Origin of the sequence: Asticcacaulis sp. AND118, assembly GCF_020535245.1 — a bacterium.
Lineage (GTDB): Bacteria > Pseudomonadota > Alphaproteobacteria > Caulobacterales > Caulobacteraceae > Asticcacaulis.
This window is the reverse complement of the sequence record NZ_CP084910.1, coordinates 1,671,784-1,687,952: the sequence shown is the minus strand read 5'-3', so window position 1 is coordinate 1,687,952 and position 16,169 is coordinate 1,671,784. Positions and strand designations below refer to the sequence as shown.

At 61.9% G+C, this 16,169-nt stretch carries 14 protein-coding genes; 9 read left to right on the top strand and 5 right to left on the bottom strand.

Translation table 11 applies throughout. The features are described from left to right. Positions 1-146: 146 nt before the first annotated feature. From rpmF to lpdA, 8 genes are all read left to right on the top strand, one after another. Positions 147-329, top strand: a complete 183-nt coding sequence (gene rpmF, locus LH365_RS08075) for a 50S ribosomal protein L32 (RefSeq protein WP_013480386.1) — start codon at positions 147-149, stop codon at positions 327-329. 72 nt (positions 330-401) lie between these two features. Continuing rightward, positions 402-1,031: an HAD hydrolase-like protein gene (locus LH365_RS08070; protein ID WP_226743148.1), complete on the top strand. Its 630-nt coding sequence runs from the start codon at positions 402-404 to the stop codon at positions 1,029-1,031. A gap of 86 nt (positions 1,032-1,117) precedes the next feature. After that, a complete protein-coding gene (gene eno / locus LH365_RS08065) occupies positions 1,118-2,395 on the top strand; it encodes a phosphopyruvate hydratase (RefSeq protein ID WP_107872612.1) in 1,278 nt (425 codons plus the stop codon). A 190-nt stretch (positions 2,396-2,585) separates the two neighbouring features. Continuing rightward, positions 2,586-2,900 carry a septum formation initiator family protein gene (locus LH365_RS08060; RefSeq protein ID WP_226743147.1) on the top strand — a complete coding sequence of 105 codons (315 nt, stop codon included), beginning with the start codon at positions 2,586-2,588 and terminating at the stop codon, positions 2,898-2,900. 252 nt (positions 2,901-3,152) lie between these two features. Beyond that, the gene (gene pdhA / locus LH365_RS08055; RefSeq protein WP_226743146.1) at positions 3,153-4,169 is read left to right on the top strand and encodes a pyruvate dehydrogenase (acetyl-transferring) E1 component subunit alpha; all 1,017 of its coding nucleotides are present in this window, start codon (positions 3,153-3,155) and stop codon (positions 4,167-4,169) included. A gap of 6 nt (positions 4,170-4,175) precedes the next feature. Further along, positions 4,176-5,519, top strand: coding sequence for a pyruvate dehydrogenase complex E1 component subunit beta (locus tag LH365_RS08050; protein ID WP_226743145.1), 1,344 nt, complete (start codon positions 4,176-4,178; stop codon positions 5,517-5,519). A gap of 12 nt (positions 5,520-5,531) precedes the next feature. Next, positions 5,532-6,809 carry a pyruvate dehydrogenase complex dihydrolipoamide acetyltransferase gene (locus LH365_RS08045; protein ID WP_226743144.1) on the top strand — a complete coding sequence of 426 codons (1,278 nt, stop codon included), beginning with the start codon at positions 5,532-5,534 and terminating at the stop codon, positions 6,807-6,809. Positions 6,810-6,823: 14 nt separating this feature from the next. After that, positions 6,824-8,224, top strand: a complete 1,401-nt coding sequence (lpdA, locus tag LH365_RS08040) for a dihydrolipoyl dehydrogenase (RefSeq protein WP_226743143.1) — start codon at positions 6,824-6,826, stop codon at positions 8,222-8,224. Positions 8,225-8,515: 291 nt separating this feature from the next. On the opposite strand, the gene LH365_RS08035 is transcribed toward lpdA, so the two are convergent. The 5 genes from LH365_RS08035 to LH365_RS08015 form a co-directional block, all read right to left on the bottom strand. Further along, positions 8,516-9,853, bottom strand: a complete 1,338-nt coding sequence (locus LH365_RS08035) for a PepSY domain-containing protein (RefSeq protein ID WP_226743142.1) — start codon at positions 9,851-9,853, stop codon at positions 8,516-8,518. A 1-nt stretch (position 9,854) separates the two neighbouring features. Next, positions 9,855-11,921 (bottom strand): TonB-dependent receptor domain-containing protein, encoded by a 2,067-nt coding sequence (locus tag LH365_RS08030; protein WP_226743141.1) that lies wholly within the window; start codon positions 11,919-11,921, stop codon positions 9,855-9,857. Positions 11,922-11,983: 62 nt separating this feature from the next. Further along, the gene (locus LH365_RS08025) at positions 11,984-12,397 is read right to left on the bottom strand and encodes a hypothetical protein (RefSeq protein ID WP_226743140.1); all 414 of its coding nucleotides are present in this window, start codon (positions 12,395-12,397) and stop codon (positions 11,984-11,986) included. A gap of 32 nt (positions 12,398-12,429) precedes the next feature. Beyond that, on the bottom strand, positions 12,430-13,986 hold the full coding sequence (locus LH365_RS08020; protein WP_226743139.1) for an AMP-binding protein: 1,557 nt from the start codon (positions 13,984-13,986) through the stop codon (positions 12,430-12,432). 135 nt (positions 13,987-14,121) lie between these two features. Then, complete coding sequence (locus tag LH365_RS08015) at positions 14,122-15,042, bottom strand: alpha/beta hydrolase (protein WP_226743138.1); 921 nt, start codon at positions 15,040-15,042, stop codon at positions 14,122-14,124. Between the two features lie 148 nt (positions 15,043-15,190). Between LH365_RS08015 and lipA the strand changes: the two genes are divergently transcribed. After that, complete coding sequence (gene lipA / locus LH365_RS08010) at positions 15,191-16,168, top strand: lipoyl synthase (protein WP_226743137.1); 978 nt, start codon at positions 15,191-15,193, stop codon at positions 16,166-16,168. The last annotated feature ends 1 nt before the right edge of the window (position 16,169 follow it).

The following is a 16,169-nucleotide window of genomic DNA, read 5'->3' as shown; positions in this document are numbered from 1 at the left end:
ATTGCATCATACCCCTTGATCCTTTTGCGGTCTTGGGGCATAAGGCGCGCCTTCCGACCGGAAGAACAACCGGTCAACACATCATTCTACGCTTGAAAGGCTTGGGTAAGAGCTTATCGAGCCTCACTTGAAAAAGAGAGTCGGACATGGCCGTTCCTAAGCGGAAAGTATCCCCCTCGCGGCGCAACATGCGTCGCTCGCACCACGCGCTCGGCGCCAATTCGTTTGTGGAAGACAAGGACACCGGCGAGCTGCGCCGTCCGCACCACATCGACCTGAAGACCGGCATCTACAAGGGCCGTCAGGTGATTACACCGAAAAAGGACTAACCGCCTTTATCGACCGACGATATAAAGACGCGGCTCCGCGAGGGGCCGCGTTTTTGATTCCGGATATATTTCATGCCCTCCTATCCCTATCGGCTGGTCATTTTCGACTTCGACGGCACGCTGGCCGATTCGTTCCCGTGGTTCATCGAGGTGTTCGACCAACTGGCCGACCGCTTCGGCTTTGTGAACCCGGACCGCTCGGACCTCGACACGCTGCGGCGGCTGGGCCCCAAAGAGCTGTTGAAGCGTCTGAAGGTGCCTTTGCTGAAACTGCCAGCCATCGCGGCCTATGCCCAGAGGCTTCAGAACGCGCAGATCGACCGGATCGTGCTGTTTGAGGGCATTGCCGAGGTGCTGCGCGAGTTGAAGGGCAGGGGGGTGACGCTGGTGGTGGTGACCTCCAACGACTCCGACAACGTCAAGGCGGTGCTGGGTGAGGACCTGAGCGTGCTGATCGATCATTACGCCTGCGGGTCGTCGCTGTTCGGCAAGGCGGCGAAATTCAAGGACGTGCTGAAAACCTTCAAGGTCAGGCCCGGCGAAGTCCTGTCCATCGGTGACGAACTGCGCGATATCGAGGCGGCGCGTAAAACGGGCATCGGTGTCGGGGCCGTGACCTGGGGCTATGCGCACGAAGACAGCCTGCTGAGCGAAAAGCCGGATCACGTCTTCGCGAAGCCCGGCGATATACTCAATATATGAGACGCATTCCCCGTGGCGGGCTTGTCAGGCTCAGGCGCGCTTGCTAAGCAACCCCTGTTTTTTAAAACCCCTCAGGGAAGATTGCCATGTCCGCCATTATCGATATCGTCGCCCGTGAAATTCTCGACTCGCGGGGCAATCCGACCGTTGAGGTCGATGTCACCCTCGAAGACGGCGCTTTCGGCCGCGCGGCCGTGCCGTCGGGTGCCTCCACCGGCGCGCATGAAGCCGTCGAAAAGCGCGACGGCGACAAGAGCCGTTATCTGGGCAAGGGCGTGCGTCAGGCGGTCGACGCCGTCAATGGCGAAATCTACGAAGCCCTGAGCGGCCTCGACGCCCGCGATCAGCGTCACATCGACCAGATCCTGATCAATCTCGACGGCACCGAGAACAAGGCGCGTCTGGGTGCGAATGCCATTCTCGGCGTGTCTCTGGCCGTGGCCAAGGCGGCGGCGGCTTCGGTCAATCTGCCGCTCTATAAGTATGTCGGCGGCCTGTCGGCCCGCGTCCTGCCCGTGCCGCTGATGAACATCATCAACGGCGGCGCGCACGCCGACAATCCCATCGACATTCAGGAATTCATGATCGTTCCGGCTGGCGCGGAAACCTTCTCCGAAGCCCTGCGCATGGGCGCGGAAATCTTCCACAGCCTGAAGTCGGCCCTCAAGAAGGCCGGTCACAACACCAATGTCGGCGACGAAGGCGGCTTCGCGCCGAACCTGTCCTCGGCCGAGGTGGCGCTGCAGTTCATCGTCGATGCCGGCACCGCCGCGGGCTACAAGGCCGGCGAAGACTACTGGCTGGCGCTCGACGTCGCCTCGACCGAATTCTTCAAGGACGAGAAGTACCATCTGGAAGGCGAGGGCAAGACCCTGAGCCGCGAAGAGATGGTCGACTACCTCGAAGGTCTGGCCGACAAGTTCCCCATCTGCTCGATCGAAGACGGCATGTCGGAAGACGATTTCGAAGGCTGGGCGCTTTTGACCGAGCGTTTGGGCGACCGTCTGCAACTGGTCGGCGACGACCTGTTCGTCACCAACCCGAACCGTCTGGAAACCGGCATTGTCGAAGGTCTGGCCAACTCGATCCTCGTCAAGGTCAATCAGATCGGCACCCTGTCCGAAACCATGGACGCCGTCGATATGGCCCACCGTTCGGGCTACACCTCGGTCATGTCGCACCGTTCGGGCGAAACCGAGGATTCGACCATCGCCGACCTCGCCGTGGCACTGAACTGCGGTCAGATCAAGACCGGCTCGCTGGCGCGTTCGGACCGGCTGGCCAAGTACAACCAGTTGTTGCGCATCGAATCGATCCTCGACGACGAAGCCGTCTATGCCGGCCTGTCGGTGATCCGCAGCTAATCGGGTTGCATCCCACGGGCTGGGATGTTTTTTACAAAACTGCCAAAAAGAGCGGCGCAGACACCCTGCGCCGCTCTCGTTTTATGATAAATTCTTTCATTCGAAGTGACATGTTCGGTAACAGTTTGTTAAACCGACGCGGGCGAAAGTGCGGCTCATTGATGTTGTCCGTCCAGAAGGGGCGAAAGTCGTGATTCAGAAACTGAGGCCTTATTTGCCTACCGCGATCATCGCTATATTTCTGACCTACTGCGGCGTACAGTATTTGACTGGCGACAAAGGTTTCTTTTCGCAGGAAACCCGTCAGGTCGAGTTGGCTGAAAAGCAAAAGGTGCTCGCAGATCTTGCGGCCGAGCGTCAGGATCTTGAGGCCCGCGCTCGTTATTTAAGAACCGATAATCTTTCCAAAGAATTGCTCGAAGAACGCGCCCGCGTTCTCCTGGGGCTTAACGCCCCTAACGAATACGTGATCCGCGATCACATCGCCCCTGCGCACAATTCCTGAATCCGGAAGGGGACTTTACGTCAGCTTGCCCTTTGCCTAAGAGGGTGTCTGACGTGAGTTCGGGTGGTTTTTGACAAACCCTGCAGTTTCGGTCGCCTCTGCGTCCGGAGATATTTCCACAGGGATTTGAAGAACCTGCCTGAGTCCGCTGCACGGGCACCGGTATTTGCCCCATCGTCTATTTGACCGGCTGCGACCGTTTACGCCTGCGGGTGTGATGCGATCAGCACGATTAGCCTTAGGGAGGTTTCCATGGCGCGCGCCGCCAAGGCCACTGACAACGGAACGACGGGTTCCGCCAAACGCAATGTCTCTAAAGACGAACTCCTAAAATATTACCGTGAGATGGTTCTGATCCGCCGCTTCGAGGAGCGCGCGGGCCAACTGTACGGTATGGGCCTGATCGGGGGCTTCTGCCACCTGTACATCGGTCAGGAAGCCGTCGCCGTGGGCATGGAGGCCGCCTCTATCGACGGCGATCAGGTCATTACCGGTTACCGCGACCACGGCCACATGCTGGCCGCCGGCATGGACCCAAAGGCCGTCATGGCCGAGCTGACCGGCCGCATCGGCGGCTCGTCGAAGGGCAAGGGCGGTTCGATGCATATGTTCGACATCGAAACCGGCTTCTTCGGCGGTCACGGCATCGTCGGCGCTCAGGTGTCGCTGGGCACCGGGCTGGCCTTCGCCGACTGGTACCGCAACAACGGCAACGTCTCCTTCACCTACTTCGGTGACGGCGCGGCCAACCAGGGTCAGGTCTACGAAAGCTTCAACATGGCGAAGCTGTGGAACCTGCCGGTCGTTTACGTGATCGAAAACAACGAATACGCCATGGGCACATCGCTGGCCCGTGCGTCGGCGACGACCAACCTGTCGCAGCGCGGGGCTTCGTTCGGCATTCCGGGCGAGACCGTCGACGGCATGGACGTGTTCGCGGTGAAGGAAGCCGCCGAGCGCGCCGCCGAGTATGCCCGTTCGGGCAAGGGCCCCTACATCCTTGAGATGAAGACCTACCGCTATCGCGGTCACTCGATGTCCGACCCGGCCAAGTACCGCTCGAAGGAAGAGGTCGACGAGGTCAAGACGACCCGCGATCCCATCGACCACATCAAGACGATGCTGGAGCAGGCGGGTGTCGAGGAGGCCGAAATCAAGGCCATCGACAACGAAATCAAGGCGATCGTTCTGGAGGCCGTCGAGTTCGCTCAGACCAGCCCCGAACCCGATCCGTCCGAACTGTACACCGACGTTTATCTCGAGGCCTGATCCCAGATGACCGACATTCTTATGCCCGCTCTTTCTCCGACCATGGAGGAAGGCACCCTTTCGAAATGGCTGGTCAAGGCCGGCGACACGGTCTCCGCCGGTGACGTGATCGCGGAAATCGAAACCGACAAGGCGACGATGGAAGTCGAAGCTGTCGACGAAGGCGTCATCGAGGCCATCCTGGTCGAGGCCGGCACCGAAGGCGTCAAGGTCAACACGCCCATCGCCCGCCTCGAAGGCGGGGAAAGCGCACCGGCTCCGAAGGCTGAGGCGGTACCCGCCGTAGTGGCGGATAAGCCCGCCGAAGTGACACCGGAAGCGCCGGTAAAGGCCGACGTCCGCGATCCGGAGTTCCCGGAAGGCACGCCGATGGTCAAGATTACGGTCCGCGACGCCCTGCGCGACGCCATGGCCGAGGAAATGCGCCGCGACGACAAGGTCTTCCTGATGGGCGAGGAAGTCGCCCAGTATCAGGGCGCCTACAAGGTCTCACGCGGTCTGCTCGAAGAGTTCGGCGACCGTCGCGTCATCGACACCCCCATCACCGAAATGGGCTTTGCCGGTATCGGTTCGGGTGCGGCCATGGCCGGCCTCAAGCCGATCATCGAGTTCATGACCTTCAACTTCGCCATGCAGGCCATCGACCATATCCTGAACTCGTCGGCCAAGACGCTGTACATGTCGGGCGGTCAAATCAAGTCCTCGATCGTCTTCCGCGGTCCGAACGGGGCTGCCGCCCGCGTGGCGGCTCAGCACTCTCAGGACTATTCGGCCTGGTACGCCAACGTTCCGGGTCTGAAGGTCATTGCGCCTTACGACGCCGCCGACGCCAAGGGCCTGATGAAGGCGGCCATCCGCGATCCGAACCCGATCGTCTTCCTCGAACACGAGATGATGTACGGCAACGAGTTCGAAATCCCGGACGTCGAAGACTTCGTCCTGCCGATCGGCAAGGCCAAGATCCAGAAAGAAGGCAAGGACGTCACCATCGTCGCGCACTCGCGCATGGTCGGTTTCGCCCTCAAGGCCGCCGAAAAGCTGGCCGAAGAAGGCATCGACGCCGAAGTCGTCAACCTGCGCACCCTGCGTCCGCTGGACACCGACACGGTCGTTGCCTCGGTGAAGAAGACCAACCGTCTGGTCACCGTCGAAGAGGGCTGGGGCCCGTGCGGGATTGGCGCTGAAGTCGCCGCCCGCGTGACCGCCGAAGCCTTCGACGATCTGGATGCGCCGCCCGCGCGTGTGCACCAGGAAGACGTGCCGATGCCTTACGCCGCCAACCTCGAAGCCCTGACCGTCCCCAGCGTTGAGAAGATCATCGCGGCGGTCAAGCAAGTCTCGTACAAGTAAGAGGGGCCACTCATGACCGATATTCTGATGCCGGCGCTCTCGCCCACCATGGAAGAGGGCATTCTGGCCAAGTGGCACGTCAAGGTCGGAGACACTGTCTCCGCCGGCGACGTGATCGCGGAAATCGAAACCGACAAGGCGACGATGGAAGTCGAAGCCGTCGATGAAGGCGTGGTCGAGGCCATCCTCATCGAAGCCGGCACCGAAGGCGTGAAGGTGAACACCCCCATCGCACGTCTCGCCGGCGAGGGCGGTTCCGCCGCCCCGGCACCGAAGGCCGAAGCCGCTCCGGCTCCCAAGGCGGCCGAAGCGCCCAAGCCTGCGGCCGCTCCGGCCCCTGTGGCGGCAGCCCCCGTCTCAGCCCCGGCCGCTTCGGGCGCACGCGTCGCGGCTTCGCCGCTGGCCCGCCGTCTGGCCGAGATCAACAAGCTCGATCTTAAACTGCTCAAGGGCACCGGCCCGCACGGCCGTATCATCAAGCGCGACATCGAAGCCGCTCTGGCTTCGGGCACTGGCAAGGCCGGTTCCGCCCCGGTGGCGGCCACCGCCGCTGCCGAGCCGCGCAAGGTCCAAAGCCTTGAACAACTGGGTATCGCGCCGGGTTCCTACGACCTTGTGCCGCTCAACAATATGCGCAAGGTCATCGCCCGTCGTCTGACCGACTCGTTCCGCGACATCCCGCACTTCCCGCTGACCGTCGATATCGAACTCGACAATCTGCTGGCGGCGCGGACCAAGATCAACACGGCGCTGGAATCGCAGGGCGTGAAGGTTTCGGTGAACGACATCGTGATCAAGGCGGTGGCGCTGGCCCTCAAGCAGGTGCCGGAAGCCAATGCCTCCTTCACCCCGGAAGGCATCGCTTTGCACCACAATGCCGACATCGCCATGGCCGTGGCCATCGACGGCGGCCTGATCACCCCGATCATCCGCAAGGCCGAGACCAAGTCGCTGGCTCAGATCGCCAGGGAAACCAAGGACCTGGCGGCGCGCGCCCGCGACATGAAGCTGAAGCCCGAAGAGTTCCAGGGCGGCACCTTCTCGGTGTCCAACCTCGGCATGTTCGGCATCAAGCAGTTCGCTTCGATCATCAACGAACCGCAGGGCTGCATCCTGTCGGTGGGCGCGGGTGAACAGCGTCCGGTCGTCAAGAACGGTCAACTGGCCGTCGCCACCGTCATGACCGTGACCCTGACCTGCGATCACCGCGTGGTCGATGGTTCGGTCGGCGCCAAGTACATCACTGCACTGAAGGGCCTTCTCGAAGACCCCATCAAGATGCTGGCTTAAGGAGCTGATTCAACATGTCTTATGATCTGGTTGTTATCGGCTCTGGCCCCGGCGGTTATGAGGGCGCGATCCGCGCCGCTCAGAACGGCCTGAAGGTCGCCATCGTCGAGCGTGAACTGCTGGGCGGCATCTGCCTCAACTGGGGCTGCATCCCGACCAAGGCCCTGCTGAAGTCGGCCGAAGTGTTCGATAAGATCAATCACCTCGGTGATTACGGTCTGACCGGCGAAAAGCCGGGCTTCGATTTCGAAAAGGTCGTGGCGCGTTCGCGCGCGGTCGCCAAGCAACTCAATGGCGGCGTCGGCTACCTGATGAAGAAGAACAAGATCGACGTGATCGAGGGCTTCGCCACTCTGGAGCCGGGCAAGGACGCCCCCAAGGTTCGCGTCAAGCTGAACAAGGGCGGCGAACAGGTCGTCGAAGCCAAGAACGTCATGCTGGCGGTCGGTGCGCGTGCGCGCGAAATCCCGGCCATCGGCGCGGTGTCGGACGGCGATCGCATCTGGACCTATCGTAACGCCCTGTCGCCCAACCGCATGCCCAAGTCGCTGGTTGTCATCGGCTCAGGCGCTATCGGTATCGAGTTCGCATCCTTCTACCGTTCGCTCGGTGCGGAAGTGACCGTCGTCGAAGCGCTGGACCGCATCCTGCCGGTCGAGGACAAGGAAGTCTCCGCCGAGGCCCAGAAGGCCTTTGAAAAGCGCGGCTTCAAGTTCCGCATCGGCGCCAAGGTGACCAAGGTCGAGAAGTCGGGCTCTGGCGTGAAGGTTTCGGTCGAGGTCGGTGGCAAGGCCGAGGTGCTCGAAGCCGAAGGCTGCATCGTGGCCGTCGGCATCGTGGCCAACACCGAAAACCTCGGTCTGGAAAAGCTGGGCGTCGAGATGGACCGCGGTCACATCAAGAACGACAGCCACGGCAAGACCAACGTCAAGGGCCTCTACGCCATCGGCGACTGCGCCGGGCCGCCCTGGCTGGCGCACAAGGCTTCGCACGAAGCCGTGCACGCCGCCGACTATATGGCCGGCAAGAAGCTGTCCAACCTGAACCCGCCGATTCCGGGCTGCACCTACGCCACCCCGGAAGTCGCCTCTGTCGGTATCACCGAGCAGGGCGCGAAGGAAAAGGGCCTGGACGTCAAGATCGGCCGTTTCCCTTTCAAGGCCAACGGCAAGGCGATTGCCGCCGGTGAGCCGGGCGGTTTCGTTAAGGTGATCTTCGACAAGAAGACGGGCGCTCTACTGGGCGCGCACCTGATCGGCGCCAACGTCACGGAAATGGTACAGGGCTTCTGTCTGGCCATCACCATGGAAGCGACGGAAGAAGACCTGCAGGGGACGGTTTTCCCGCACCCGACCATGTCGGAAGCGATTCTGGAAGCCTCTCTGGATGCCGACGGTCGCATGATCAACCTGTAAGCATCGGCCACGGATAAGGCACGGATGCCGCCTCTGGCGGCGACACGTATATCCGTGTTGAAGAACGCGAAGCGGCCATATCCGTGACCATCCGTGGTTCGATACCTCTATATAAGCCGCTGCGTTTCCGCAGCGGCTTTTTACTTGGGCCGGTTTACCCTAGTGAGATGAAACGCTTGCTATTCACCACCGTCATATTGCTTGCGGCCTGCAAGCCAACCGACCCGCCGCGTTCGCCGGCGGACGGCATGGACTATATCACCGATGGCGAGTCCAGCACTTCGGCCTCGGTCACGTCAAACCCAGCCACGTCCTGACCGGTGCGATACGCCTGAGGACGGCGAATTCGATCACGCCTACGATGATCAGGCACAGGCCCATCATCGGCAGGAACAGCCCCAGCCCCAGTATCAGAACAACCAGACCCGCGCCGAGTCGTTCGTCCGGTAGGCGGGAAGGCGCCCCCAGGTGCGCCTTGTCCGGACGACGCTGCCACCACATGATGACGGCGGACACGCACAACAGTACCAGTCCCGCCGCGGTCAGGACGCCGAGGAATTGATTCAGCCAGCCGAACAACTGCCCTTCGTGGGCGGCAATGCCGATGGCGACGACGCGATCGATCAGCGGCTTGTCCGCAAACACCTTCTGATTTTCGATCATGCCCATATGATCGAAGGTTACGGTCAGGGCTTGCGGGCGATTTTGGGTCTGAGACACGCCCTGCCAGTTTGGCTGTTTCAGCGTGGGCGCCACCAGCATGACCGGGGGCGGCAGGTTTGCCGCGCGCAGTTCCGCTGTCATGGCGTCGAGTTGTGAGACGTCTATCGCGCCTGACGGCGTTGGCGCGCCGTGGCCGTGGTGCGCGTGGGGATCAGCCCTTTTTTCCGCCGCTCGGCCGCTGGACCAGTCCGGCTTGATCGTTTGTTCGGCAAAGACCTGCCGTGCGGCCTTGAAACCCGCGCCCCAGACCGTCGTCCACGGCAGGCCGGTCAAAAGCAGGAAAATGGCGAAGACGGATACATAGATGCCGACCACGCCATGCAGATCGCGCCAGAACTGTTTCCGCCCCAACCCCATGCGCGGCCAGAAGACTCCGGCCAGACCTTTCGCCTCGCGCGGCCACCACAGATAGAGGCCGGTGACGATCATGACCAGCGCCCAGCACGCCGCCGTTTCCACCAGCAAAGTACCGAACTGCCCCATGACCAGTTCACCGTGGATGGTCTTGACCACATTGAGGAACCGGTCGTCTTCACGCACCGATTTCAGGATCGACAGGGTTTGCGGGTGGACATAGACGCGCGTGCGCTCGCCTTTGTCACTGAGGACCACGCGGGCCGCGTCCGCCGGATTTTGCCGTATCTCTACCGACTGAAGCGACGCGCCGGGAAAGGCCCGTAAAGCCGCCTCGACCTGCAAAGACAGGGGCAAAGGCGCGGCCGTCAAGCCGTTATAGGGACGGTCGATAGCCGCTTCGATTTGCGGCTTGAACAGATATATCGACCCGGTGAGGGCCAGAACGATAATGAAGGGAATGCAGAGCAGTCCTGCATAAAAATGCCAGCGCCAGATCATCCGGTAGTCGATGATCCGGCGGCGGGCTTTTTCGCTCGCCGCCGTTTTCATCTTACTTCCCCGTCAGCTTGAGACCAACAAAAAGCGCGCGGCCTTCGCCGGGCCAGAAGGCCGAGCGGGCACTGGCGGCGACCCGGGTGAAGTCCGTCACCGCCGTCACGCTCGACACATAGCGTGTGTCGCCCAGATTGCGGCCTTCGACGAAGACCTCCAGTCCGTCATTGACGCGCTTTGACGCCGACAGATTCCACACGGTGAAACCGGGAGCCTTCTGCGTGTTGGCATAGTCCACCCACACATCGGACGGTGTCCATTCGACCGCCGGTGCGATGCGCCAGCCGCGCTTTGAGCTGAAGGCCAGTTCGCCGCGATAATAGTGCTCCGGCACGACCGGCAGGCGGGCGTCACCATAGGTCTTGTCGCTATCGAACTTGAAATCCGACCAGGTATAGGTCTGGCGCGCCATGACGGCCCAGTCACCGATAGCCCCGATGCGCCAGTCAAGCGCCGCTTCAAGGCCCTGATGGATCGTGTTTTCGGCGTTGAAGGTCGCCGCAGGAATGTCGGGCGACACGATGAAGTTGAGCATTTCACCGTCGATTTCGGCACGATAAAGCGCCACATCCCAGGTCAGGTTTTGGGAACGTCCCCGCGTGCCGATTTCAGCGGTCACGGCTTCCTGGGGCCGGACGCTGGTGAATTGCGGCAGCGGCGATTGCACCAGAGCGCCATAGGTCGGGGCTTCGACGGATTTGGTGACATTGGCGAAGACCTGCTGACCGCCGGCATTTTGCCACAGAAGGCCGATGCGCGGTGCGAACCAGTCGAAGTCTTTATCGGCATTGTTAGCGGCATTGAGATAGTTGGTGTAATCGCGTCCGGTCCAGCCGTAGGACCCGCCGGCGATCAGGGCCAGTTGGTCCGTAACGAACAGGCGGCCTTCGGCAAAGACATCCCAGCTTTCGGCGTTCTGTACGGCATTGCCCATCACCATGCCGGGTAAACCGTTGGCATTGGCGAAAGTATGGGCGTCGATATTGCCGCTTCTGTAATTGACCCCGGCGAAGACATCGTAGCGTTTTCCGCCCATGCTGCCCTGACCGTCGACACGGGCGAATGCGCCATAGTTCTGATATTGCTGATCAATATAGATGGAGATGGGGTGGATGAGCTGCTTCCAGGCGGCATAGACGCCGCCTTCGACGCGCCAGTTGTCATTGATCCGCCAGTCGCCCTGCACCGTGCTGCGCGCGGATTTGACGTTGCGGCCATAACGCAGCAGCGGATAGTTGGCGGCGGTCGTCATCTTCGGCGTCGTCAGGGCCTGTTGCAGCGTCAGGGCACCGGCAATGCGCTGATCGAGGTCGTTGCCCTGAAAAATGAAGCGCAGCGAGCGGCCTTCGCCGAAGCGGCGGCCCACATTCAGCGTCACGCGCTTGCCGTTCTGTTCAGAGTTGTCACGCCAGCCGTCGGCATGGGTGGTGCTGGCCGACAGATAGAGGTCGTAATCGCCGATGACATCGGCATAGGCCAGTTGCGCCCGGCGGGTGCCAAAGCTGCCGCCTTCGAGACGCAGGAGCGTGCGGTAACCGGCATTGCGGCCGTTGGCGGTCACGTAGTTGACCGCTCCGCCCAGTTGCGCGCCGCCGAAACGCAGGGCGTTGCCGCCCTTATAGACTTCGATATAGCGCGCCGACAGCGGGTCGATTTCCTGAAAATCACCCGAGCCATCCGCCTGATTGACCGGTACGCCGTCGATAGACAGCCATGAGCCGCGATTGTGGGCGGAATTGCCGATGCCGGAGCCGCGGATCGAGAAGCGGCTGTCTTCCCCGAACTTCTTCTGCGCGAAGACGCCGGAGACGTTTTTCAGGGTGTCATAGAGCCCCAGCGCATAGCTGTTGCTGTAGGTTTCGGAAGCGACGACCGACACGGCGCCGGGAGTGCGCGAAAGCCTGGCGCGGGTGTCGCGCACGGCGGACGGGTCTTCGGGGTTCAGCCGACCGGTGACGATAACGGTGGGGATGTCTTCGGCGTCATCAGCGGCAAAAGCGGGCAGGGCGGCGCACAGGGCGAGGCCGGAGGCGCTGAGGCACAGCGCGAGAATACGGGTTTTCATGAAATAACCTGTCTGAAAGCACGACATATCAGCGCGTGCGATGCACGCTGAGCGGAAAGCGATCAGACGAGGTGTGGGGGGCCGCAGGAGTGCGGACGCGGCGGCGCGCGCGCCTTGGGTTGCGCCGTGCCGCGCACGGGCGTCAGCGGTTCGGCGATTTCCGCATAAACGACGGGAATGACACCGAGGTCCGGCTGCGGCAAGCCGGTCAGGCCCGCCAGCACGCAGTCGGCGCACTTCAGGCCCTGAATAGTCTTGTCGGTTTTATCCTTGGCGACGGCCTGACTCAGGCCGGTATCGACCACCTGAACCGCACTGTTACACAGGACGAAGCCCGGCCCGTCGCGCGATGCCGCCAGCAGGTGCGGCGGGAACAGCACCTGAACCAGCAGTCCCATGACGACAGCCAGCATCGTCCAGAAGCGGGTTTCGCTTCCGATCTTTGCACGCCGATCAGGGTTGCAGGTCAGGGCCATGTTTCCGCCTTAACCCTGTCTTCCACAGGGTGTCAAGCGGCGTTAGCCACCACTTCGGCCAGTTTTTGCAGGGTGACATAGTCGGTCTTGCCGGAGCCCAGCACCGGGATCGACTCGACCTTGACCAGTTTTTTCGGGATGGCAAGAGACGGCACCCCCTTTTCCTTTGCCTGATCGGCAAGAGAAGAAAGGTCCGCCGACTGAAGGTCGGTGAGCAGTACCAGACGTTCACCCTTCTTGTCATCGGCCAGCGATACGACGGCGTGGCGATTGTCGGGCCACACCTCTTCGGCCAGCCGCTCAACGGCCGTCAGCGACACCATCTCGCCGGCGATCTTGGCGAAACGTTTGGCGCGACCGAGAATGCGGATGCAGCCGTTGCGGTCGATCGCCACAATATCTCCGGTGTCGTGCCAGCCGTCCCTGGGCGCTTCGATGACGTCGGGCGCTTCGAGGTTGATATAGCCGGCCATCACGTTCGGCCCTTTTACGTGCAAGCGCCCGCCTTCGGGAATGCCTTCGACGACTTCAAGGCGCAACTGCATGCCGGGCAGGGCGCGGCCCACCGTGCCGTGATGGTTGTCGCTCGGCTGATTGACCGCCAGAACGGGCGAGGTTTCGGTGACGCCATACCCTTCGATGACGGTCAGGCCGTACTGTTCGGCGAACAGCTTGTGCGTTTCCTCGCGCACCTTTTCGGCGCCGCAGACGACGAAGGCCAGTGTGGCGAAATCGTCCGGTTGCGCCTGACGGGCGTACTGGTTGAGGAAGGTGTCGGTCGAGAACAGCAGCGACGCCTTGGTTTCCTTGAGCAGGCCGGGGATCTGCTTGACGTGCAGGGGCGAGGGGTAGAGGAAGCTGCGCATCCCTTGCAGCAGGGGCAGAAGCACCCCGCCCGTCAGACCCAGCGAATGGAAGATCGGCATGGGGTTGAAGCACACCCATTCCGGTTTGAGGTCGATATGGGCGGCGATCTGAGCGCAGTTGAGCACCAGATTGGCTTGGGTCAGGACCACGCCGCGCGGCGTGCCGAAGCTGCCCGACGTAAACAGGATGACGCCGATATCCGATGGTTTGGCGCGGTGGGCGAAGCGGCGCGGCAGCTTCGACGCCGCCAGCCCGTAAAGTTTGTCCGGCAGGGACAGCGACTTGCGCAGGTCTTCGAGATAGAGGATGCGCACAAAGTGGCCCATCGCCTCGACGAGGTCCTCCAGCTTGGCCTGCTGGATAAAGCGTTTCGAGGTGATGACCGTCTTGACCTTGGCCGTCAGGCAGCCGGTCTTGATATTGGCCGGGCCGGCAGTGAAATTGATCATCACCGGTGTGCGGCCGTGGGCGTGCAGGGCGAAAAAGCTCAAAGCCCCGCCCATCGAGGTCGGCAGCATCAGGCCGATGCGCGTCTCGCGCCTCAAGGCCTTGTCGAACAGGCGCGCCAGCACGAAACTGCGCAGGACGAACTCGTTGTAATCTATGGGCTGGCGGTCCTGATCCTCGATAATGATCTTGGATTTGCCATGTTTTTCCGCAGCGTCGAGAAGCGCGTCGAACAGAGACTTCGTTTCGGCTTCGACATCAAAAGAGCGCACCATGCGCGATCACTCCCTTTGGCCGGCTTAGGGGCCGTCATGCAATGCGGCTGCCGGTCAATTCTGGTCACACCCTATGAGGCTGCGCGCCGCAAGTCAATTGAACAATGTTCAAATAATTGCGATCTGACGAAGAAATCAGACGTCAATGCTCAGAAAGGCCTGGAAAACAGGTGTCAGTTCGCCTTCACCGGCAACGGGTTTCACCTCGCAGGAGTGTCGTCCGTCGCACAGGGGTTTTAGATCACCTTCACCGGCCAGAATCAGCGGCGGCGACGCGCGGCCCAGCTCCAGCCGGAAACCGCCCAGCGCCTTGCGCGCTTCAACCATCTGTTTGAGCCAGCCTTCGCTGAGGTGGACGCGGCGGAGGTCGGGATTGGCCATGCGCCAGCGGTGCGCCGCCCTGGCCCACGCATCGGTGGGATCGTCCTCCCGATGCCATTCCTCCGGCGAAGCGGACTGGGACGCATCCCACGGCGCATAGGCCAGAACGGCCTTCAGCGGCCACGGGCGGGTGTCGAGCGCCAGCGCCGTCAGCGCGCCGGAACCATGCCCGAATATGTACAAAGGCTTGGCGGGGGAAGGCCGGATCGTTTGCGTGACAAAGGCCTCAGCGGTCTTTATAGGATGCCTGAAGTCAGGCAGGACAATATCCTGATTTTGCAGCAAATACTTGCCCGATCCGCCCTGACCCGGCGCTTCCAGTATCCATACGCTGAGATGGTCCTCGACCGCCTGACGGGCCAGTGCGAAATAGACCTCGGCGGGATAGCGGGCGTCGGCCAGTATCAGCAGGTGGGCACGCGGATTGAGCGGCGGGGCGGCGACGCCGTAGCGCGCTTCGGGCAGGGTGCCGTGCTTGAAGCCGCTCCACACGAAGCCGGCGGGCGGATAGGCGTCCGGCGACAGGCCGGGCGGGATCTGCGAGTCGATAAAGGCCGCGCCTGGCTGATCCGGCCCATCCTCGCGGGTACATCCGGCAAGCCCGATGCCGGCCGCTGCGCCGGCCATGAACAGGCGGCGGGACAGGACAGGCAGGGGCAGGCGGTTGGCGGGCATGGATTCAGCTTAGGCGAGATTCCATTGTGCGGCTATCCCTCGTATTTGGCCTGTTACCCTAAGTGAGGATCATCTGGGCCTTTTGGCTTGATATTGCCGGGTAAAAAGCCCAATTAGAGACGAACTATTTCATCATTAAAGTGCCCTCATGGTTACCCTGATCAACCGGCTCGACGCCACGGTTTCAAAGCCGGAACTGCGCCATCCCGAAAAGCAGAATCGTCCGGACACCCCGGTTCTGAAAAAGCCGGACTGGCTGCGCGTCAAGGCGCCGGGCTCGGAAGGCTATAACGCCACGCGCCAGACTGTGCGCGACGCCAAGCTGGTGACGGTGTGCGAAGAGGCGGCCTGCCCCAATATCGGCGAATGCTGGACCAAAAACCACGCCACGCTGATGATCATGGGCGACACCTGCACGCGGGCCTGCGCCTTCTGCAACGTCAAGACCGGCATGCCGCAGCCGCTCGATAGCGATGAGCCGAACCGCGTCGGCATGACGGTGGCCAAGATGGGGCTGGCCCACGTCGTCATCACCTCGGTGGACCGCGACGACCTGGCCGACGGCGGGGCCGAACACTTTGCCGAGGTCATCCGACAGATACGCCGGCAATCGCCGAAGACGACGGTCGAGATCCTGACGCCGGACTTCCTGCGTAAGGATGGTGCGGCGGAAATCGTCATCGACGCCAGACCGGACGTCTTCAACCACAATCTCGAAACCGTGCCGCGCAACTATCTGAAGATCCGCCCCGGTGCGCGCTATTACCATTCCCTGCGCCTTCTGGAGCGCGTCAAGGAACGCGACCCGTCGCAATTTACCAAATCCGGCATCATGGTCGGTCTTGGCGAAACCAAGGAAGAGGTGATGCAGGTGATGGACGACATGCGTTCCGCAGGTGTCGATTTCATCACCATCGGTCAGTACCTTCAGCCGACGCGCAAACACGCCGCCATCGACCGTTTCGTCACGCCGGACGAGTTCAAGGCCTACGAATCGATCGCCCGCGCCAAGGGCTTCCTGATGGTGTCGTCCTCGCCGCTGACGCGTTCGTCGCACCATGCCGGTGAGGATTTCGAGCGCCTGCGCGCTGCGCGCGACGGCCAACTGGCGGGCAAGCGGAACTAGG